14 protein-coding genes and 1 rRNA gene are annotated in these 22,036 nt (G+C 50.3%); 5 read left to right on the plus strand and 10 right to left on the minus strand.

All coding sequences use genetic code 11. The features are described 5' to 3' along the window. The 5 genes from ACQ4M4_RS11995 to ACQ4M4_RS12015 all read right to left on the minus strand — a co-directional run. A 16S ribosomal RNA gene (locus ACQ4M4_RS11995) occupies positions 1–125 on the minus strand; the annotation flags it as partial. Between the two features lie 469 nt (positions 126–594). Then, positions 595–2,142, minus strand: a complete 1,548-nt coding sequence (locus ACQ4M4_RS12000; protein WP_430684716.1) for a mercuric reductase — start codon at positions 2,140–2,142, stop codon at positions 595–597. Then, on the minus strand, positions 2,126–2,869 hold the full coding sequence (locus ACQ4M4_RS12005; protein WP_430684717.1) for a TVP38/TMEM64 family protein: 744 nt from the start codon (positions 2,867–2,869) through the stop codon (positions 2,126–2,128). Before ACQ4M4_RS12005 ends, ACQ4M4_RS12000 begins: the two co-directional genes overlap by 17 nt. An 869-nt stretch (positions 2,870–3,738) precedes the next feature. Beyond that, positions 3,739–5,502: a macro domain-containing protein gene (locus ACQ4M4_RS12010; RefSeq protein WP_430684718.1), complete on the minus strand. Its 1,764-nt coding sequence runs from the start codon at positions 5,500–5,502 to the stop codon at positions 3,739–3,741. After that, positions 5,499–6,146, minus strand: a complete 648-nt coding sequence (locus ACQ4M4_RS12015) for a MerR family transcriptional regulator (RefSeq protein WP_430684719.1) — start codon at positions 6,144–6,146, stop codon at positions 5,499–5,501. The genes ACQ4M4_RS12010 and ACQ4M4_RS12015 overlap by 4 nt, the downstream gene beginning before the upstream one ends. A 736-nt stretch (positions 6,147–6,882) precedes the next feature. On the opposite strand from ACQ4M4_RS12015, the gene ACQ4M4_RS12020 reads away from it, so the two are divergent. The 3 genes from ACQ4M4_RS12020 (at position 6,883) to ACQ4M4_RS12030 (ending at position 12,020) form a co-directional block, all read left to right on the plus strand. Then, positions 6,883–7,848 (plus strand): glycosyltransferase, encoded by a 966-nt coding sequence (locus ACQ4M4_RS12020; RefSeq protein WP_430684720.1) that lies wholly within the window; start codon positions 6,883–6,885, stop codon positions 7,846–7,848. A 112-nt stretch (positions 7,849–7,960) separates the two neighbouring features. Beyond that, on the plus strand, positions 7,961–10,471 hold the full coding sequence (locus tag ACQ4M4_RS12025; protein WP_430684721.1) for a glycosyltransferase: 2,511 nt from the start codon (positions 7,961–7,963) through the stop codon (positions 10,469–10,471). 88 nt (positions 10,472–10,559) lie between these two features. Beyond that, a complete protein-coding gene (locus tag ACQ4M4_RS12030) occupies positions 10,560–12,020 on the plus strand; it encodes a lipopolysaccharide biosynthesis protein (protein ID WP_430684722.1) in 1,461 nt (486 codons plus the stop codon). A gap of 97 nt (positions 12,021–12,117) precedes the next feature. Here the strand turns inward: ACQ4M4_RS12030 and ACQ4M4_RS12035 are convergent, their stop codons facing one another. Next, a complete protein-coding gene (locus ACQ4M4_RS12035; protein WP_430684723.1) occupies positions 12,118–12,972 on the minus strand; it encodes a helix-turn-helix transcriptional regulator in 855 nt (284 codons plus the stop codon). A gap of 445 nt (positions 12,973–13,417) precedes the next feature. Here ACQ4M4_RS12035 and ACQ4M4_RS12040 point away from each other — a divergent pair, with 445 nt between their 5' ends. Further along, entirely contained in the window at positions 13,418–13,597 is a 180-nt protein-coding gene (locus ACQ4M4_RS12040) for a hypothetical protein (protein ID WP_430684724.1), read from the plus strand. A gap of 432 nt (positions 13,598–14,029) precedes the next feature. On the opposite strand, the gene ACQ4M4_RS12045 is transcribed toward ACQ4M4_RS12040, so the two are convergent. Continuing rightward, positions 14,030–14,407 (minus strand): cupin domain-containing protein, encoded by a 378-nt coding sequence (locus ACQ4M4_RS12045; protein WP_430684725.1) that lies wholly within the window; start codon positions 14,405–14,407, stop codon positions 14,030–14,032. A gap of 299 nt (positions 14,408–14,706) precedes the next feature. On the opposite strand from ACQ4M4_RS12045, the gene recN reads away from it, so the two are divergent. Next, positions 14,707–16,605: a DNA repair protein RecN gene (gene recN, locus ACQ4M4_RS12050; protein WP_430684726.1), complete on the plus strand. Its 1,899-nt coding sequence runs from the start codon at positions 14,707–14,709 to the stop codon at positions 16,603–16,605. Positions 16,606–16,813: 208 nt separating this feature from the next. Here the strand turns inward: recN and ACQ4M4_RS12055 are convergent, their stop codons facing one another. The 3 genes from ACQ4M4_RS12055 to ACQ4M4_RS12065 all read right to left on the minus strand — a co-directional run bounded on the left by ACQ4M4_RS12055 (position 16,814) and on the right by ACQ4M4_RS12065 (position 21,882). After that, positions 16,814–18,547, minus strand: a complete 1,734-nt coding sequence (locus tag ACQ4M4_RS12055; protein WP_430684727.1) for a diflavin flavoprotein — start codon at positions 18,545–18,547, stop codon at positions 16,814–16,816. 218 nt (positions 18,548–18,765) lie between these two features. Continuing rightward, the gene (locus ACQ4M4_RS12060) at positions 18,766–20,481 is read right to left on the minus strand and encodes a diflavin flavoprotein (protein ID WP_430684728.1); all 1,716 of its coding nucleotides are present in this window, start codon (positions 20,479–20,481) and stop codon (positions 18,766–18,768) included. Between the two features lie 951 nt (positions 20,482–21,432). Beyond that, positions 21,433–21,882: a cupin domain-containing protein gene (locus ACQ4M4_RS12065; RefSeq protein WP_430684729.1), complete on the minus strand. Its 450-nt coding sequence runs from the start codon at positions 21,880–21,882 to the stop codon at positions 21,433–21,435. Positions 21,883–22,036: the final 154 nt, after the last annotated feature.

A 22,036-nucleotide genomic window follows, 5' to 3' on the forward strand; every position in this document is an offset into this window, starting at 1 on the left:
CTAAGGCCAGATTCTCACGCGTTACTCACCCGTCCGCCACTAACGTCCGAAAACGTCCGTTCGACTTGCATGTGTTAAGCAGACCGCCAGCGTTCATCCTGAGCCAGGATCAAACTCTCCATGTTATTCCACAGATGTGTCTCTTGGCTTGAACTTCAACACCTATCGCGTTGAAGCCCTTTTTCGTTTTTCTCAATTCAAAGGTAGTTCAATCAACAAACTACCTTCTCAGTTTCTTTAACGAGGTTGGTTTTCGCTTGGCTTTCAAACTATTCTGTTGTCTAGGTTCGTTCGCCTTGACTCTGGGTCTTGGCATTGACCCTGTTTCCTAATCATTCACAGTTCGTGAATCGCTCCCTCTCTACTACAAAAGGCATGACACCATCTATAGCGCTTGGGCTGCTCTTAGGGCGCTGTATATGTGGGCCGTTCTTCGAGCGCTTTGCCACTATATCAACTCCCATCCCTTCTTGTAAACCCCCTTGATCTCAAAAAAAATTGTATCTCCTGAGAACCGCTGCTGTTCGTGAAAATTAGGGGCTTGAGGGGCGATGGCAGTTGAGTTAAGTGAAGGAGTGAAGGGCTGAAGCGTTGCTAGCTCAGCTTGGTTAGCAGTTTTAATAGGAATTTGGTACCAGGAGTTAAGAGCGATCGCCGATAGGTATCTGCAGCTTTCTTGATGGCCTCTGCTTGGGTGGGATAGGGGTGGATCACTCCAGAGAGAGCGTTGAGCCCCTGTTTTGTGACGATGGCTAATGTGAGTTCGCTGATCATTTCTCCAGCGTGGCGCGCCACAATGGTTGCTCCGAGGATTTGATCTGAACCTCGCTTGTGTAGGATTTTGACAAAACCCTCAGATTCGCCATCTGCTAGAGCACGATCGACGGTTGACATAGGAATTTTGATCGTATTTGTTTCTAGGCCTTGTTCTTGTGCTTCCTGTTCATATAAACCAACATGGGCAATTTCTGGATCGGTGTACGTCACCCAGGGCATGACTAAACTGCTGAGCTTACTGCGCCCTAAGCCAAAGGGTGAAAACAACGTGTTTTTGATGACAATACGGGCAGCGGCATCGGCGGCATGGGTGAATTTCCAGTTCATGCAGATGTCGCCTGCTGCATAGATGCGGGGATTGGTGGTTTGAAGATAGTCGTTGACGACGACCCCTGAGCGGGCATCATATTTAACGCTAACCGCTTCTAGGTTGAGCCCATCAGCATTGGGAGTGCGCCCTGCTCCAACCAAGATTTCATCCACAACGACTGTCTTGGTTTCGCCATTTTGGCGATAGTGGATGATTTTGCCTAGGTTCGTTTTTTCAACTTTTTCTAAGGAGCACCCCAGAATGAGGTTGAGGTTCTCTTTGAGGAAAGTTTGTTGCACAATTTCGGCGGCATCGGAGTCTTCGCGATCGAGCAAGTGTGCATGTTTGTGTAGCAAGTTGACTTGGCTCCCCAATCGATGAAATGCTTGGGCCAGTTCACACCCGATGGGGCCGCCACCAATAACAGCTAGACGGTGTGGACGGTTGGTGAGGGAAAAAACGGTTTCATTTGTTAAGTACCCCGCTTCTGCCAATCCGGGTACTTTGGGACGGGTTGCACGGGCTCCTGTTGCAATAATGGCTTTTTTGAAGCGGAGCTGGTTACCGTTGACGGCGATCGCACCATTGTTTGTGAACTGTGCGCTTCCTAAGAAAACATCAATTCCCAATCGACGAAATCGTTCGGCTGAGTCATGATGGCTGATGCCTACGCGAATTCGTCGCATGCGTTGCATAACTGCTGCAAAGTCGATATCGAGTGTATGGGGTGGGTGAATGCCAAAGGGTTCTGCATCTTGGATGTCGGCAACAACTCGGGAAGAGCGAATGATGCACTTTGAGGGGACACATCCAACATTCAAGCAATCGCCACCCATGAGATTTTTCTCGATGAGTGCAATTTTTAACCCTAGCCCTAGGCCAGCGACTCCAGCGGCGACGACCAGCCCGGCTGTACCAGCTCCGATCACGACTAAGTCGTAACAGGCGGTAGGTTTGGGGTTGACCCAGTCCGGTGGATGAACGTGGGACATGAGAGCTTGATTGTATTCATCCAACGGTTGGAGGGCAGGTTCTTGCTTAATGGAAGGTGTCATTGTTCGGTTTGGATACGATAGTTTGGTTGAGCGCTTTTTTTGAAATGTGGGCGATGTAGAGTGTGACTGCAATGGTGGCGAGGGAACCCACAATTTTGACACCCCATTTGGCTAGTTGGGCTTGAGAGTTCAGTTCTTGCGGCATGCCTAGTTGGGCAATATCTCCAACTAAGGAGCCGAGGTAAACATACATAACGCTGCCAGGAATCATGCCAACTGACCCGATCGCGTAATCTTTGAGAGAAACACAGGTTGCGCCAAATGCGTAGTTCAACAAATTGAATGGAAGGATAGGGGAAAGCCGGCTTAGAAGAACAATTTTTAATCCTTCGTGGGCGATCGCTTTGTCAATGGCTTGAAATTTGGGATGGGCGAGTAATTGTTGAGTGACCCAGTTTCTAGCAAAGTAGCGACCAATTAAGAAGGCAACGATCGCGCCTAGGGTTGCGGCAATCACCACGTAGACTGAGCCCCACAACAGGCCGTACAATGCACCACCGCCCAAGGTCAACAACGAACCAGGAATGAACAACACTGTGGCAAGGTTGTAGAGAATAACAAAGGCGATGATGCCACCGGGGCCTAGGTTTTTAACCCATAACAGTGCTTGTTGCACAATGGATTGAAGATGGTTGTGTGGCAAGGCAAGTGCAACTCCGATTCCCAACCCCACTCCAAGGAGCAATTTGAGCCAAAACTTGGGCTGTGTGAATTGCGATCGCGCCATAGTGATTTAGCATGCGTCAGCATTTTGCATGATTTGAAGTTAAGACAACTTGATGAGGCTTAAATGAGTTTTTGCTGATAATTTGTGCAACAAGCTTTTAATTTGATTACCCAATAAGAAGGACTCTATGCATGATTCGGGTTGAAAATTTAAGCAAATCCTATTCGCGAGATCAGGCGATTTTACGAAATCTAAGCTTCAAGATCTTTCCTATACATTTACGGCCATGTTGGGATCGCGTGGTGCGGGAAAGGCGACGTTCTTGAGCTGTTTGCTGTAACTTGATTTGTCCCGATGCGGGGCAGGTGTGGTTTCAAAAACAAAATCTGACTCGCGGCTCGGCGCTGGAATTGCAGCAGGCTCGTACCCAAATTGCAACCGTCGCACGATAGTTAGGATTTACGCACTGCATCCGAAAGATCATTCAACTGCGTCAGTCCTGTAGTGGTGGATGTGATCCCGCATGAGTTTTGCACGACAGATGCAGCGATGATTTATCAACCCTGAATAGCAGTGTGAATCGAATCTGAATGCGCGTGTAATCAAAAGAAGGAATGAGGATTGCAACCTATCATTGCGAGACGATGATGTAATTTGTGGCGACGGGTGGTACTGTTCCAGCGATCGCGGCCTGCCTCAAGGATGCAAGAGACAATCAGGGTTAGACCTGAGGCACAACCTCAACGGACTTAAGGGTGGAGTGATTATGCGTGGGCTGCATCAATGCCGCAGCATTTAACGTATTGCATCCATCGTTGCACAGCGACGCTACGTAACGATGGATGCTTCAAAAAGCGGTCCGGGCAGGAGGTCTGTTGTTATGACGTTGGGAGGCTCTTGCTTTTCACCGATCAGAAACCGAGGCTACGCTACCATCCGGCTACGCGCTGAAACTCGGCTTCGTAGTGCTTTAAGGTTTTTTGATCGAAACAGATAAACCGAACAGTTCCAATTGCAGTATGGCTCAAAAGATACTGGCTCACCGTTTCGAATGCAATGTGGGCGGCCCGAGCACGTGGAAAGCCAAGGCCGCCCGCACCGAGTGCCGGAAAGGTGATGGAACGCAGTCCTTGAGCAGCGGCAAGTTCTAAACAGCTGCGGTAACACTGGGCTAATGTGTCTTCTTCGTTGTGGCTGCCGCCTTGCCAGGTTGGACATACGGTATGGATGACGCACGGGGCAGGCAGATTGAATCCGGGAGTGATTTTTGCCTCTCCTGCGGCACATCCGTTTAATAAGCGGCACGCGTCTAATAGTTGAGGACCGGCCGCATGATGGATCGCTTTGGAAAGGTTGCCGCTGTTGGAGAGATGGCGATCGCTAGAATTGACGATGGCATCAGTATCTTGTTGGGTAATGTCGCCCAATTTGGGACCCCGATCAAAAGCATAAACTAAGTTGGTGTGGCCGCTGCTGCGTCGGTTGCTGCGCGTGTAGGACTGGTGCGACGCCATTTTGCGGTAGCTGGCCAATTTGCGATCGCGCAATTCCTGATGCAAGTCTTCCAACGCGGCGGCCTCTGGGGCAGACATGGGCAAGTTAAAGTCCAGCAATTGTTGTCGAGTTTGCTGCAAGACTTGACCAGCCGTTCCATAGTCGCCTTGATCGACTAGTCGCACTGCTTCTTTTTTGGCACGTGCTGTTGTCATTAATGCTACTTGCTGCTGCACATCTTGATTGAGCGGAAACGCTTCAAGCTGGCTGCTGGGTACAACAGGAAGTTTGAGTACGGCGGTGGCTTCTTGGGTTTGCTGGTTTGTATCCGTCCAGGTTAAGTGGAAACGGCACAATTCTGTTTCATTGGTCAGGGCTGGAATGTTGAGGCGAACGACAACATCAATGGGGCTGTCAAAAACAAGGTTGGGAAGCTTGAATCGGCCTTGATCATCAACATCTAGATCGTTCAATATGTCTGCGGCAACTACATTGCCTTCGGGTTGTATTGCAAGCGCTACGTTTTTTCCAAGGGTGGCGGCAAGCCCTTGTAGCTCTTGCTCAAAGATGCTGGGAAGTTGTTCTGCAGAGGCAATGTAATAGTAGTTTCCATCTCCACTGCGGGCCATTGCTTCCAGCAAATCTTCGTTGTAGTCGTCGCCGAGGCCCATGGTGGGTGTGCTAACGCCGCGCTGCGCCAATCCATGCACGTCGGTGGCGATCGCATCGGGGTTGGTTTCCCCAACATTCGCCAGCCCATCGGAGAGGAGGATGACCCGGTTTAGCTCTGCGGTGAGCACTTGGCTAACCTGAATGCCTCCCTGCAGCCAACCGGCATGGAGTGCGGTGCTGCCCCTCGGCTGTATTTGCTGAACTAATCGGGTAAAGCTGGCGGGATTGTTCGCTGGCGTAGTTGGAATGAGGGTATCGACTCGATCATCAAACAGGGTGACACTGAGGCGATCGCTGGGTAAGAGTTGGGCGATCGCATAACACACCGCATCTCTGGCGTAATCAATCTTTTTGCGATCTGCCATGGAGCCAGAGCGATCAATGACAAAGCCAATGTTTAAAGTAGGGCGTTTGCCGGTTGAAACTGGCGCTGGCGGCGGCGTAATGCGCACAACGACATCTAGCGTGGTTGCCTGATGAGAACAAACGGCACCGCGTAAGGGAATCAGCTCAATGTGAGGCGTCATGGTTTCAAAGACCTCCGTTTGGATGGTGAGAGTGAGGTGAGGATTTGTAGGGTGCGTTGCAGTAGGTTCTGCTGCTCCTGGGTGGTTGTAGGAGGGACAAAATCGCTGCGCACGTGAAGTTCTAGTCCTGGCAAAATTTCCTGGCGACTCCACTGCGTTGCGGGGGCAGGAGCAGATGGGGGGGACGACACTGGTGGCGGCGGAATCGGGCTCATGGAACTGGAATGAGCCATGTTTGGTTGTCGCTTTTGCACTTGTTGCAAAAATGCCAGGGCGGGGTTGGCTGGAGTAAGGGTTAGTTGCACCCCCCCTTGCAGTAAAGCCTCCAAATCAGAATTACTTTTTGAACAGGCCAGAGTGTCGATGACGCTAGCGCCGTACCCTTCGGTCAACAGCCGTCGCACCAAGAGCAGTTGCAGCAAGTGACGGTAGGTATAGCGAGCTTCCCGTCCTTCTTTGAGCGGCTCGTCGAGCATGCCTTGGCTGGCATAATGCCGGACAAGCCGAGGCGTCACTTCTTCTCGCACCCGGGTGTGGGCCTTTTCTTCTGGCAGAAATTGGGGAAGCAGCTCGTTGGCGATCGCAACGAGCTCTTCTAAAGACCAATTGGAGTTCTGCTGGGAAATTTGCTGCAATGTGTTCATGCACCCATGCTAGTTTTGACAACAGGAATTGTCAATAACAGCTAGAGATGGAATTTTGAGTGTAATTTTGAGTGTAGGAGAATGTTGCGAGCAGGCCTGATCAATAGCGGGATTTGCGGAATCCAGGGGTTTGCCAACCTTCGGTTTTCGGATAATTTTCTGTGGGGCTTACCCAAAAAACTAGTTGTGATGCTGCACTGGTGTGCTTAGAAATGATGCTTCTGTAGTAGATAAAGAAGCCCTATTTTGTTCGCGATATCGTTGTGTTGGCTCACAGCACGATTCGAAATATCTTCCAATCTTTCGTTTCTATATTGTCAGTATTATTTTTATAACGCTTCCAATTTAAGCCATGCTGAAGGCCTAGAAATTTATCTTCTTGCATCCTCAAAGTTTTCTTCAAAATTGAGATTCTATATTGAGATCCTACGAAATTCTAGACTGCAAATGTAGCCCAGAATACATGCTTTCATGAGAGTTTTCTTAATTTCGGAGGATTAAACCTTTTGATAGATGAAATCACTCTTAATTCCTGACAAAAGATATAAAGAGTCCGTAAAAATATCATCCTTTATCTATAGATCTATTGTGGTAATCGCTTAACATCTCTGCGGGGAAAGCCCATGAGTTTTTGATTTTGTTTGCATTGCGTTTTCAGTTTAAAGACTGTTCACAAGCTGTTTCTATTGCTTTTTTGTGTTGATGCTTTGTGATTCATTAAACAATGAGGTGAGCAGTGCTTAGCATTCATTCAGATCCGGTAGTAAAGCCTGCGGCAACAGTCGTAGCTCCTTTTGTTTCAGTGATTGTTCCTGTTTACAACGATGCTGATCGCTTGAAGATTTGTCTGACTTCATTGGCCCAACAAACTTATCAGGCTGACCGTTATGAAGTGATTGTGGTAGACAATGGCTCAGATCCGGAACACAAGATTGCGGCGATCGCCTCTGAGTTTGAGGGCGTTATCTGTGCTCAGGAATTGACTCCAAGCTCATATGCAGCACGTAACAAGGGTCTAACTTTAGCGAAGGGAGATGTCATTGCCTTCACAGATTCGGACTGTATTCCATCTGCTGATTGGCTTGAGAAGGGAGTCGGTCATTTGCTTGGACATCCTGAATGCGGTTTGGTTGCGGGTAAGATCGATATCTTTTTTCAAGATCCAGAATGTTTGAATGCAATTGAGTTGTATGACGGAATTGTGATGGGATTCCCTCAGCAGGAATTTTTGGAAAAGCGCAGAGGAGCGGCTACCGCAAATGTTTTGACGTGGAAACAAGTGATAGAGCAGGTTGGTGGCTTTAAGTCGCAGATGAAATCCCATGGAGATTTGGAGTGGGGAAGCCGAGTGTTTGCCGCAGGCTATGCCCAAATTTATGCAGATGATGTGTGCGTGGCCCATCCTGCCCGGTATTCGATGGAACAAATCCGCAAGCGAATGATTCGTTTGGTGGGTGGCGTATACGATATGTATATTGAGCAGGAGCAATCCTGGTGGAAACGAAATAAACGCTTTTTACGATTAATTTATGACGATTTGATGACTCATTTGATACATGATGTTGCCACGGTTTTACGCAGCGATCGCTTGAATTGTTTTCAGACTCGATTAAAGGTTATTGGAATTGTTTTGTTGATGAAATACGTCAGTGTTCGTGAAAAGATTCGGCTCAAGCTGGGTGGGAAAGCGCGGCGCGGTTAATGCGATCGGCTGTCGATACTACTCTGCAAAAAAATGCTGCTCTGCAATCAGTTGATAAGCCTTCCTGAGTCAACAAGCGTGAGACATGAGACCAAACTCTGAACCCAAGATCATGAAAAAACCGATGCGAGTTGCTTTTGTAGTTCATGATTTTCCGATGCTATCGGAAACGTTTATTTTGAACCAAGCAACTGGTTTAATTGAGCGGGGACATGAGGTGGATATTTACACCGATCGCATTCATCCCTCGGCCCACGCTCATCCTGATGTGCAAACCTATGGGTTGACGGAGCGAACTTATCAGCTGCCAAAGGTGCCGCGATCGCTGCTACTTCGTATGTTGATTGGCTGCTGGTTGTTGCTGCGCTATGGATATCGTAATCCGCTGCTATTTCTGCGATCGCTCAATGTGTTTCGGTATGGAATGAGCGTCTTGGGATTTCGATGGGTCTACTATGCGGTGGTTCTTTTGGATAAAGGCCCCTATGACATTGTGCATAGCCAGTTTGGTACGCAGGGTTTTGTTGGCATGTGTTTGACTCGATTAATGGCACCTCAGGCCAAACATGTGACGACGTTTCGGGGATACGACATCAGCACTTATGTTCAAGAACATGGGGCTGATAGTTACGCTGAGCTGTTTCATGCTGGAGATTTGTTTTTCGCCAACTGTGAATTTTTTCGCCAGCGGGCTATTCAACTGGGATGCGACCCCGACAAAATTTTTGTGCACCAATCTGGGCTGGATTTGCGCAAGTTTCCGTTTGTGGTGCGATCGCGTCCCTCCGAACGAGGAGTGCATCTAACAACAACAGGTCGCCTGGTGGAAAAGAAGGGAATTGAGTACGCGATTCGGGCTGTAGCGCAATTGCTGTTGACCTATCCGGATCTACGGTATCGGATTATTGGCGATGGGTCATTGAGAGAGACGTTTCAACAGCTGATTGAGACGCTACAGATTGGGCATGCAGTTCAGCTTTTGGGCTGGAAGAATGAACAGGAAATTGCAGATATTTTGCATGATACAGACATCTTTGTGGCACCCAGTGTTACGGCTAGAGATGGCAATCAAGATGCTCCGGTGAATGTGTTGAAGGAAGCGATGGCGATGGGGTTGCCTGTGGTGAGTACCTGGCATGGCGGCATTCCTGAGTTGGTCAAAGATGGCGTGAATGGTTTTTTGGTGCCGGAACGGAATGTGCAAGCATTGGTCGATCGGTTGCAAGCGCTTATTCAATGTCCAGAGCTTGCGAAAGAGATGGGTCGAGCCGGACGGCATACGGTGGAAACGGAATATAATTTGTGTCTTCTCAATGATCGGCTGGTGGAACGCTATCAGCAATTGCATTTCCCAGCCCAGAATACGCTGAGTGAATCGACTGGTGAATTCTATATAAAACATACTGGAGAAAAAATGGGTGAGCAGTTGGGTGAACAGATATTATCTAGCACGGACGTAAACACTACCCCCTTGCCGGAAGGTGCGATGGAGTCTAGTACGAAGCCGATTAATTCATCGTCGGAATTCCAAGGTGAACAGCCTGATGTAACGATTGTGGTAGTGCCCCGGGAACGATTTAGCTTCACTGAGCGATCGCTTGAAAGCATTTATGAACATACGACGCTGCCGTTTGAACTGGTGTATGTGGATGGCAACTCACCCAAGCCGATTCAGCACTATTTGCAAGAGCAGGCTCAAGCTCGCGGTTTCCAGCTGATTCGCAAGAATTACTACCTATATCCCAACCAGGCGAGAAATATTGGCTTGGCGGCAGTTAAGACGAAATATTTAGTGTTTGTTGATAATGATGTGATTGTGTCGCCAGGTTGGTTAGAGGCTTTGGTGCATTGCGCTGAAGAGACAAATGCGGCGGTGGTTGGTCCCTTAATGTGTCAATATGAGCCGATTCATGAGGAGGTTCATTTTGCTGGGGGTGAGTCGCATGTGTGGGTGGATAAAACTGGGCGGCGGCGGCTCCGCGAGAAGATGTATGAGCAGGGGCGCAAGGTTACTCAACTGCGCGATCGCTTAGTGCGCCATGAAACCGAATTGGCCGAATTTCACTGTGTGTTGGTTCGTACTCGCATCTTTGACCAGTTGGGCCAATTAGATGAAAACATGCTCAACACGAAGGAGCATTTGGACTTTTGCATGAGCGTGCGGCAGGCAGGTGAGTCGGTGTATTTTGAGCCAGCGTGTTTGGTCACGTATGTGCCGGGGCCACCGATGAATTGGGGCGATTTGCATTACTACATGTTGCGTTGGAGTAATCAGTGGACGGTGGATAGCTTGACTCACTTGCGCCAAAAGTGGAACTTGGCGGAGGATGGCTACTTTAAAAGTAAGTACAAGAAGCTGGGCTGGCGTCGCAATATGACGATTATTGAGCCGTTTGTGCGGCGGCTAACGTTGGGGCGTGGAAATTCGCTGATGGTGCGGGCGTTGGCTAAGTTTGAGCCGAAGTTGAATCAATACCTAACGAGACGCCATGCTCGGTTGCAGCAGCGAGTTACAGGAGTTTCGGCTCAAGCACTTGTGCGATCGCCAGAATTATCGCCAGAGTCCCTGCCAGAATCATCGCCAGAACCGGGCGCACAGCCAGAGTTGAGCAAAACGACTTAAACGGTCAAAACGGGTTGGGAACTCCTGACCCGGTTTTGAACTTTGGTGGGTGTACATCGGCGGTGTTGTAAGAGAGATTGGCAGGCAGATGAGCATTAAACAGAAGGCAATTCAAGGGGTTGTTTGGTCTGCCGTTCAAAATTGGGGAAGTCAGGCTGGCACGCTCATTATCTTCTTCATCCTGGCTCGTCTGTTGACTCCAGAGGCGTTTGGCTTGGTGGCTCTGGCGAATGTGTTTCTGGCATTCATGCAGCTGTTTTTGGAACAGGGATTTGGACAAGCAATTATTCAGCGCAAGGATCTGGAACCTGAGCATCTTAATACCGCGTTTTGGATTAACCTGTCGATTGGCTGTGGGTTGTCGCTAATTGGGATGGGTGTTGCGGGTACGGTTGCTCGTTCGTTTGATCAACCGGAGCTGGTGCCCATTTTGCGATGCTTTTCGGTGCTGTTTGTGATTACGGCACTGGGGCAGGTGCAGCAGTCCCTGTTGGAGCGCAAGTTTGAATATAAGGCGATCGCGGCTCGGTGGCTGGTGGCTACGTTTGCGGGTGGAGTGGTTGGCATTGGCATGGCGCTGCTGGGCTTTGGGGTGTGGAGTTTGGTTGCGCAGCAGATTGTGTATGCAGCATTGGGAACGCTGACGCTGTGGCTATGCAGTGAGTGGCGACCTGGACTGAAGATATCGGTGCGGCACTTTCGCGATTTGTTTGGCGTGGGCATGCACATTATGGGGTTTAACTACCTCAGTTTTTTGAACACGAAGGCAAACGATTTTTTGGTGGGGTATTTTTTCACGCCTGCGGTTTTGGGATATTACAGCGTGGCGTATCGCGTACTGAATGTGATGACCCAAATGCTGGTACGCACCAGCCGCGATGTGGCGCTGCCGACGTTTTCACGGTTGCAGGAAGATCCGGAACGGTTTCGGCGGGCGTTTTATACTGCAACGCAGCTCACCAGTGCGATCGCGTTTCCGACGTTTTTGGGAATGGCGGTGCTGGCACCAGAACTGGTGGTTGTGCTCTTTGGGGAGCAGTGGTTGCCTGCGGTGCCACTGATGCAAGTGCTGGCCTTGATGGGGATGCTGCGCTCGATTACGTTTTTTAAGGGCTCGGTCTTTATTGCCATGGGCAAGCCGTCCTGGTGGTTTTGGCTGAGTGCGCTGAATGCGACCCTGAATTTGCTGGGATTTGCGATCGCATTTCGCTGGGGCATTTTTGCGGTAACGCTGGCATCGGTGATTCGAGCTTATGTGGTGTTTCCGATTGGTCAATTAGCGGTTAGCAAACTCATCCAGGAAGGTTTGGGTAAATACTTGCGAGTGTTTATTGCGCCGTTGGGGAGTGCGATCGCCATGGCGACGGCAATTTATGCGGTGAAGCAGCCGCTGAGTCAATATCTCAATCCGTTGGGTTTGCTGGTGGTTTGCACGCTGTTTGGTGCGGCTGTGTACTTAATCATGATTTGGCTGTGGGCTCCAAAGCTATTTCAGCAAGCGATCGGGATTGCACGACTTGTGGTGTCGAGGCCAAAGGCACAGGGCTAGAGTGATTGAAAGGTGAACTCAAGTTCTGAGCGATCGCTTTTGTAAGTTTGAAGGGGTTAGAAGTGAATTACCTGCGACCGATGGGAGCAGCTGGTATCTAGGCGTAGCGATCGCTCAGGGCGGCAATTTTTTCTTGTAGGCGCGATCGCACGGGGTCGGGAGAGACGACGACGCAGTCTTCGCCGTAGGGCAACACTTCTCGATAAAACCAAAAGGTGTTGGCAATGTTGCGGACAACTCGGCGTACTTGGGGTTGGTCTTCTATCCACTCGTTCACAATATCCTCGGGGCGGGATTCGTATGCGAAGGCGAGACGGCCTGAGAGATGCATTTCTACGGTGATTTTGTCGAGACCTGTGGTGCGCCATTTGCCACGGGTAGTGCCCAGGGCTGCATCGGGAATGCGATCGAGGCGAAAGGTCCAGTTGTGCCGGAGTTCGGGCACATCCAGGTTGCCTTCGGTTTCTTCGCACCAGCATTCTAGGTATTCGCGGCGTTCGCGAAAGCAAATTTGGGCAAAGTGAATGGTGTATCGAAAGGCGCGATCGGCGGCATCTCGATAGGCCAGTTCAAAGGGAATTTGCCGCTGAATATACTGGTCGATTGCGATGCGCCAGGGAGCGATGGGGCGCTGGAGAGAGGATTGTAGCTCTGCCCGGAGGGGAGACGAAATTTCGCGCCGTTCGATCAGCAGTTCCGTAAGTGTCCGTGCATATTCGATTTGGCCGGAGTCGATGAGGGCGCGAATGGCTTGCTGCAAGGCTCGAATGCGATCGCTAGACCAATCATGGTTGCGCGCAATCAAGAGGTCTTGACGGGCGATCGCTTCAACCAAGCGAGAAATGTTGGGTTTGTCGCCCCAAAGCATTCCCTGTTCCTGGGCGATGCTCATGAGCTGGCGTTTATCATCCTCGGAAATTGACAGCGTAACCGACTGGCCTTTGCGACTCATATATGCACGGACAAAATAGCCGTAAATAGCTTGACCGAGAGAAATATTAATGCCATTATAGGCTTACAAAGAAAAATACGGACACTGACTTTGGTTCATCCAACTTTTCTATCGTTCGCGAATGGGTTTGTTCGTCTGTTGTGTGGATTGTGTTGGGGTTTGATGATAGCTAGTTTGCGCAATGTCTGGTTTGGACGGTATCGAGTTTAGATCGTTTTTGATGCGTGTTGATGCATTCGAGGTGGTGTGTTCTGCTTAGCTCCCGTCTGGATGGGCTGGGGAGTTGATGATACCCGTTGTTCTGCATATGCAAGGACAAAAGCGTACGGACAAATATGTTCTAAAACCGAGCTAGAGCTGTTGGGTTAGGATATGGCGCTGTGCATAAATGCAGCGATAAATCCGTTGAATACGTTAAAAGATTCACCGTACCTCAGGCTTTTTTATGGATGTGATTGCTGTTTCGCTGATGGTGTTCGCGTTTTTGCTGTCGTCGATTCGTACTCCGCCGCCACCCAAGAAAACTCCAGAAAAGGAAATTGCAGAGGCGATCGCCAAGTATTTGGGAACTGGAATTAGTGTTGTTGTGAAAACAGACAAGGCAGGCAGTAAGGACATCCCGTAGCGCGATCGCGCTGTGCTAGCTCGTATCTGTTGTGAAAACCCTTGCCAAACAAGGGTTTTCACAACAGATCATCCCCCCGCAAATTGGAGCGCGATCGCGATGGATAAAACCTGCAGGTGGGGCTGACTCAGTTGGATGATTCTTTGTGGGGTTGGCTCACGCAATGTTGTTCAACACACTCAAGCTTTCGTACAAAGTAGTTAAGCTCTGGTAGACATGCTATTTGCAGGGGGATTGTTGGATACACTTGTGCAAGGAATGAGTTGAGCACCAAGTGGATAGAAAATGGACATAGTGGACTGGGGAAATGTAATTCCAGCAGGGTTTGCGATCGCCATTTTTGCGGGCGCTTTTTTTATGCTGGTGTCGGGTGTGTGGGCTTCGCGCAACAAGTAAGCTTGGTGTTGCTATCGGTCAAATCGGTCAAATCGGTTAGCTCATGGGCTCGTCAACCCGGTTGGGAAATGAAATTTCTAGCACGACGCATCCAATATCTGTTTTAAAGGGGCCGTGGACTTCGCCGGGTGGACGACTGGCGTAATGCCCAGTTTCTAGCCACATGTCAAAGGCTGCATCATACAAGCGGCCGCTCATGATCAAAATTTCTTCGGGGTAGGGGTGGCTTTTGTCGCCCATGGGTGTGGTGTCTGCTCCAGCCAAAAATCGCGTGAGCCGGGTGTATTCGCCGGTTTCGGTGTCGATGCTGAGCGTTAACTGTTCTGCGATGGATTCCAGTCCGGGGATGGGCTGCCATTTGCCCTGGTTTTGTAATACCAACGGATTCCAATAGGTGATAGTGCTTTTGGCCATGGGAGTGGGAGTTGTTTCGGCTTTAAACCCTTGAATTTACAGCATTTTTTAAGGTTGGTTGGGTCACCTGCTTGGGTGATTGTCGCGATGCTGCTTGGCCTAACGGGTACTCGGGCTTTGGCCCTTTGGGGCTGAGCAAATTTTGGGAGGATGAGCTTGGTTGGACAGGGCGATCGCTACCTTTTCGGCATTGAGTTTGCTTCGGCGTCGCTCGAAGAACTGAGATAGACTCTAAACTGATGGAGTGAAGGCTATTTAGTAATTCAGATGTTCTAGCCTTCTGATGATGGCGTTCCTCTATGCTGATCTCTCTTCATATTGAAAATTTTGCGCTTGTTGACCGACTCACGCTGGATTTTGGCTCTGGGCTGAATGTGCTGACGGGTGAAACGGGCGCAGGCAAGTCAATTATTTTGGATGCGTTGGATGCAGCCTTGGGTGGCAAGGTGAGCGGGCGAGCAATTCGCGCTGGGGAAAATCGGGCGCTGATTGAGGCGACGTTTGCGTTGGATGCATCGTTGGAGGAATGGCTGGGTGCTCAGGAAATTGATGTGCTGGATGAGCCACAGGTGGTATGCAGTCGCGAGCTAACGGCGAATAAGGGCAGTGTGCGTAGCCGCTCGCGGGTGAACGGGGTGCTGGTGAATAAGCAGCAGCTGGAGTCGTTGCGCGATCGCTTGGTGGAAATTACGGCGCAGGGGCAAACGGTACAGTTGGGGCAGCCAAGCTTGCAGCGAGAATGGCTAGATGGTTTTGGTGGAGCGGCGGCGTTGCAGCAGAGAGAGGTCATTGCCAAGGCTTACGCTGCCTATCAGCAAGCGGCCCAGGCGTTGGAAAAGCGGCGGCAGATGGAGCAGCAGCGGCTTCAGCAACTGGATTTATTTGAGTACCAGTTAAAGGAGCTGGAAGCTGCGAATTTGGCTCATCCAGATGAGCTGACACAGCTGGAGCAGGAGCGGCAGCGACTAAGCCATACGGTAGAGCTAAAGCAGCAAAGCTATGAGGTGTATCAGGCGCTATACGAAAATGACGCGGGCCAGGCTTGCTCGGATTTGCTAGGTCGGGTGGAGTCGGTACTGACGGAGATGGTGCAGTACGATACGGAGCTACAGCCGATTTTGGAGATGGTGATTGAGGCGATGTCTCAGGTGGAGGAGGCTGGCCGACAAATCAATGCGTATGGTGAGGATTTGGAGACAGACCCAGATCGGCTGTCGGAGGTGGAGCAGCGGATTGTGCAACTGAAGGGCATTTGTCGCAAGTATGGCCCGTCGTTGGCAGATGCGATCGCCCATTACCAACGGTTGCAGGCGGATCTGGAATCGATTATGGGTGGGGGCCAGTCGCTAGAGGCGCTGGAGCAGCAGGCTCAGGTTCGGCAAACGGAATTGGTTGAAGCGTGCGCGGTGATGACGGATTTGCGAACGAAGGCGGCGCGCTCTTTGGAGGCGCAGCTGGTGGATGAGCTGAAGCCTTTGGCAATGGAGAAGGTGCAGTTTGAGGTAAATATTACGCCGATTGCCCCAACCGCAGCGGGGAGCGATCGCATTATGTTTGTGTTTAGCCCTAATCCGGGGGAGCCGTTGCAAGCGCTGTCGGAGATTGCCTCGGGTGGAGAAATGAGCCGATTTTTGCTCGCGCTAAAGGCGTGCTTCTCGCAGGTAGACCCGATCGGCACAATGGTATTTGACGAGATTGATACGGGGGTATCGGGACGGGTGGCGCAGGCGATCGCCGAGAAGCTATATCAACTGGGGCAGCGGCATCAGGTGCTGTGTGTGACGCACCAGCCGTTGATTGCCGCAATGGCTACGTCACACTTCCGGGTGGGCAAGCACATCATCGATTTGCCAACGGGAGCAACGAGCCGCAATGGGGGCAAACGCTCTGAAGCTGCTGAGTCGGCGGATGGAGCAGATGATGTGCGCACGGTGGTACGGGTGACGGAATTGGCAGACCAAGAGCGAAAGCGAGAAATCGCAGCGTTGGTGGGCGGAACTGATCAGGAGGCGATCGCCTTTGCGGAGTCGTTGCTGAATCAAGCAGCCCAAACGAGAAATAACTATGGGCCAAGCGCAACGGAAAGTGTGGAAGCCAAAATTTCAGAGCCGGAAGCCTCAAGCCCAGCAATTCTGGAGTCAGCGCAACAAGAGGCAGCCGTCGCGACACCTGCTAAGCGCGGCCGTCGCAAGCGATAGTGGGAGCAAAATCAAGCTAGTTCTTAGATTGGAAACTCACCATTACTGACCCTAGATCGAAAGAAAATTGAGCAATTAGCTGGGTCTGGAATTCAACGATTCTGTCCTTCATGAGAACACAAACATGTGAACGCAACGGTTGTACCGTTGCGTTCAGCATTAAAGACTGCTAATTCCAACAAAGTTGCGACAGGCATCTCTCCTAGCATTAATAATAGCTGGCAGATTTGCGATGCTGGACGGCGGTTACGCCCACAGGTTCCAGAACTTTGCCGTTTTCGATGGTGGCGTAGATGAGCCAGTGGTCGTTGCATTCCATCCGATTTTGGACACGGCACTCTAAATAGGAGAGAGCTTCGTCTAGGATGAGGCAGCCGTTGCTGGCGGGATGGGTGGCGAGGTCGGTAAAGCGATCTTCCCCTGGCAGCATGGGCTTGAGGAAGTGGCGACGCAGGTTGCGACCTTCTTTAAGGATGTTGAGAACAAAGGCATCGCCTGGGTTAGGCAACACAGAGTCGGCTTGATCATGTTCAAGCGCGATGGTGAGGCCGGGGGGCGAGAAGCTGCCTTGGGATACCCAAGAGGTGAGAATACCGATGGGGGCATTATCGACTTGGGTGGAGAGTACGCAGAGTGAGCCTGTGATGCGGCTGACGGCTTGTTCGGTTCGATCGGTTTGGCCACCGAGAACGGGTTGGCGGGCGGTGCGGGTTTTCTTGACGCGTTTGAGGGTTTGGGCAAACTCGGCTCCGGCGACTTCGCATTGGTGCAGCATGTCGTCGGTGGGGGTGAATTTGACTCGTAAGGTCTCGAAGCCGAGGGTGTATCCTGCGTCTTGCAGCTTATTTTCGATAATATCGACGGCTTCGCCACTCCAGCCATAGGAGCCAAAAACTCCGGCCAGTTTGGTTTTGGGGGCAGCAGAAAGTACCATGCCCAGTGCGGTTTGGATTTGGGTGGGGGCGTGGCCTGCCAGGGTTGGAGACCCGATGATAAAGCCGTCGCTTTTTTCTACGGCGATCGCAATTTCAGTCGGATCGGCAAATTCGCAGTTGATGGAATCGACGGAAACACCAGCCTGGGAAAGACCACGGGCGATCGCATGGGCCATGGTAGAGGTGTTGCCATAGGCAGAGGCATACAGCAGAGTGGCGCTAAGAATTTGAGTTTGTTGTTCTTCGCACCAACAACGGTAATCAAAGTTGAGGCGGCTGGCACTGTAGCGAACAACGGGACCATGGGCCGGAGCATAGATGCGGGTACTGTCGGCAATCGGCTCTATGCGATCGAGGGCAGCTTCAACCTGTTTGAACTGAGCAGCGTGGAGACAGTCGAAATAGTAGCGGCGATCGTCGGTGAGTTCGCGCCAGGCTTCGTCAAAGATGCGATCGTCACACACGTGCGCCCCAAATAGTTTGTCGGTGTAAAGGATTTGGGTGGCAGGATCGTAGGTGCAGAGTGCGTCAGGGTGACGTGGCGTGGGTGTGGGAATGAACTGCAAATTGTGCCCATGGCCTAGATCCAGGGTATCTTCTGCATTGACAACGATAACGCGCAGACTATATTCGGGGAAGGCGGACCTGAGCACCACCTCGGCAGCACGGGTACACACAAAGGTGATCTGTGACGCGATTTCGGGATTGAGTAACGCTTTGAGCGTGCCGCAGCGGTTGGGATTAATATGTCCCAAAATGACGTAGTCAATTTTTTGTAAGTAAACGTGATGAGCCAGGTCTTCGATAAATAGCTCGGTAAAGGATTCGCCAGGTGGATCGATGAGGGCAACTTTGTCGGCCTGGATGAGATAGGAGTTGGCGGTGGTGCCTTTTTGCTGGGCGTACTCAATCTCAAATTTGAGGCGATCAAACGTGCGCGATCGCAACACTAGAGTATTTAAGCCGATTTCAGCGACTTGCACATCGCGGGGTTTGTGTTCAGACATGTTTGAAGGGAGTAGGGAATGGGGAGGGGGGAGTTGGGGAGGGGCTAGGGGGTAGGATTTAGGGGCTAGGGGTAGCGGCAAGTGGGGAGCAGAGAATAAGGGCTGGTAGGGAAGAGAATTTTCGCCGTAGGCGAAAGGTCTGAATTCTGCCCTAATTCCCGATTCTCGACTCCCGACTCCCTTCTTCCCCCTAATCCCTAGCCCCTAGCTCCTAACCCTTAATAATGGTTGCCAACTTTGCGGTGGTGGACAGCCGTGAGGGAGTCAGGTTTAGAGACACGGCCAATGTCAACAGTGCTGTAAACGATCCAGTGGTCGCTGCAATCCATGCGGCTTTGCACTTCGCATTCGAGGTAGGCGAGGGCGTCGGCCAGGATGGGGGAGCCGTTATTGGCGGGGTAGGTTTTGATGCCTGCAAAGCGATCGCCACCGGGTGGAAAGCGCTTGAGGAAGTGGCGCATGAGGCTTTGGTAGTTGCCTTCTTCTAAGACGTTGAGCACGAAGCGATCGCCGACGTGCATCAAAGATTCGATGGCGCGGTCTTTGGCAACAGCAATGCTAATGCCGAGAGGTTCTTTGCTGGCTTGAGCCACCCAGGATGCAAGCATGGCGCTGGATACGTCACCTTTTTTTGCGGTGATGATGTAGAGCCCACCACTGAGGCGACCGATGGCTTTGTCGAGATCACTGTCGAGTGCCTTCATTTGCTTCACGTTGCGATCGCGGGTGAGCCATTGTCCCATATCGGTTCCGGCTTCGTCGCACAGTTGATACAAACCATCGGTGGGTGTTTCTTTCAGCAGAATGGGAGCAAAGGCTTCGGTGGCTCCAATTTCCTGAAACTTGATGCGAAGGGGATAAACGGATTCGTCGTCGCCGCCGCCGCTTTCAAACAAACCAACGGCTTGCTTGGCATTGGTGGTGGCCAAAATGGTGTTAATGAGGGCTTGGGCTTCGGCTTGGGCAGGTGGCATGCCGATGACAATACCAACGGCGATGTCAACCAGAACGCGCACTTCTTGTGGGTCGGCGGTAAGCAGGTCTACGAGTTCGACCAAGACCCCCGTTTTGTTAATGCCTCGGGCGATCGCTTCGGCAAGGTGGTTGCTGTGGCCATAGCCATCGGCATAGAAGATGGCGACGGTCTTTTCGGCTTTGGCTTTGGCGGTACTCCAGTCGCGATAGCGACCCATCAAATCTTCGATGTGATGCAGCAGCAACGGACCATGGCCATTGGCAACGAGTTTGATGCTGGGCAGATCGGAGAGGCGCTTGAGAGCAGAAAGCACCGATCGCGCGTTTGGCCCCATTAAGCAGTCGTAATAAATTTTGTAGTCGGTTTCGATAACAGCCAGATCTAAGTCGTAGGCGTGGTTATCGCAAAAGTGCATGCCAAAGGCATCGCAGGTATACAGCACGTTGGTGCCGTGGTCGTAGGTAAAGATGGTGTCGGGCCAGTGCAGGTTTGGCGCGGAGATGAATTCTAATTCGTGGCCGTTGCCTAGATCGAGGCGATCGCCCTGCTTAACCAACATGCGTTGATAGGGTTGATGCACCAAATCATCCAAAAACTGGAGCGCAATTTTGGCACCGACAACAGTAATGTTGGGGTTGAGCTGCAATACGTCTTTAACGAGGCCACTGTGGTCGGGCTCGGTATGGCTAATGACCAAGTAATCGATATCGTTGGGGTTAATTAACCCAGTGAGGCAGTCAATGTAAAGTTGGCGAAATTTCTCATGGGAGGTATCGACCAAGGCAACTTTTTCGCCACGGATGAGGAAGGAATTGTAGGTGGTGCCGTTTTCAAGGGGAAATTCAATGTCGAAGCGATCGCGATCCCAATCCAGGGAGCGAATAGCGGTGGTGTTTTCGGCAATATCCAGGGTTTGAAGGGTAAGTCTTTTCTGGCTGCGCTCTACTGCTAGAACCATCGCTGCGCCTCCTTGCGATCAAAATGCGAATTCCTATGACCTTATTATCGCCATAGAAGCCGAGAGTTTGTAAATTTTTGATAAGTTAAGCCCATGATTAACTCAGCTTATAACTCGAGAATTCAAATCAATGGATCGCTTATCAAAGCATTAGGCGATGGTTCGTCCGCCCATACAGCCACAACGTTTCAGGCTTAGTCATGAATGTGTATATGGATGCATACACGCGAAGCAAAACCCCCCGAAAGTCTCAATAAAAGACCAAGATGTATTGTATTTAGACTATTTTTAAGATTATTGAGACCTGATTTTAGACAGATTCAAGGCCGTTGATTTGAGTATTGAGTCTGTAGTAAGAGATGAAGCCTAAAATCAGCGACATTGTTTCCTAAACAAAGGGTTGATTTGATGTGCTTATGCTGACCTGACTTAATTTGTGAGCAAGTTCCAGACAAGTTTTATTGGACTCAACTTATTCCAGTTTTGAGACTTGAAAATCTCAACTTTAGTCTCAAAATAAGATCAAATAATCTTATTTTGAGACTAGCAAATACAGGTCGGCATAAGACTCAAATTGATGATTCGAATTATGAATCAAAGTGAGATCTGCTACTCGCTGCAACGGGTCATTTTTTTGACTGCGCCAGACTAATATCAAAGTAAGACCAAATTGTATTAAAACGAGTCCAATAAAAATACACTTTGGTCTTATTTTGGGATCAGAATACTGGTAATTCAAGACGAAGCTATAGTTCTATATGCATCAAGATAGGGTTTTTGCTGCTTAGCATGGAATAGGGCTTTTTTTATCCAAAGATCAATTGTTTGATGGATTTGTTGGATTGATAGGAATTGAAAATTTATCGTGAGTCGACATGTATGTGTAATAGCAGCTGGATTTTTTGAGAACGTTAGGCTGCTACTTTGGTTGATGCCCAAATGAATACAAAGCTAAAGCAAAAGTTTATGAATAGTATCCAGGTCGTAAGGCATGGGAAGCTTGACGGGACGGTAATCCCACGGGTGGGGAGTACCGTGGCGAATGACGGAATTGATGGCGATACAGGGCTGATCGGTTAGGTTTGCAGCTCCATGGGGAATGCCGGGAGGAATAATGATAACGCTGGGTGTGCGATCGCTCATCAAGACATATTCATAGCGGCCATTTTGTAGAATGACCAGAACTAGTTTGCCTTTCACTACAAGTAGCTGATCAGTTTGAAAGTGGTGCACAAATAAGTTTTCGACCGTGTTGGGAGCAATATGCACCAGGTTGGTTTCATGACTGCTGGGAATTCGATATTCTGTAACTCCAACGGAATCGACAGGGCAAATTTCAATTCCATCTGCTGGCTGAATGCAGCGCAGAGGTAAGACGGAAATCTGATTGACTAAACTCATATAAACCTCCAGTTAAAGCAGGTTTTGCGGTGCTGCGTTGAGTTGGGGCGCATAGATGGAACAGCCAGCACAAAACCTATTGGGTTTGAAGGGCAGACTCAGCGTTATTGAGGCGATGTAACGCACATATGTCATGCATTGATACAGATCTATA

Origin of the sequence: Leptolyngbya sp. AN02str (assembly GCF_050565595.1) — a bacterium.
Classification (GTDB): domain Bacteria; phylum Cyanobacteriota; class Cyanobacteriia; order Elainellales; family Elainellaceae; genus Kaiparowitsia.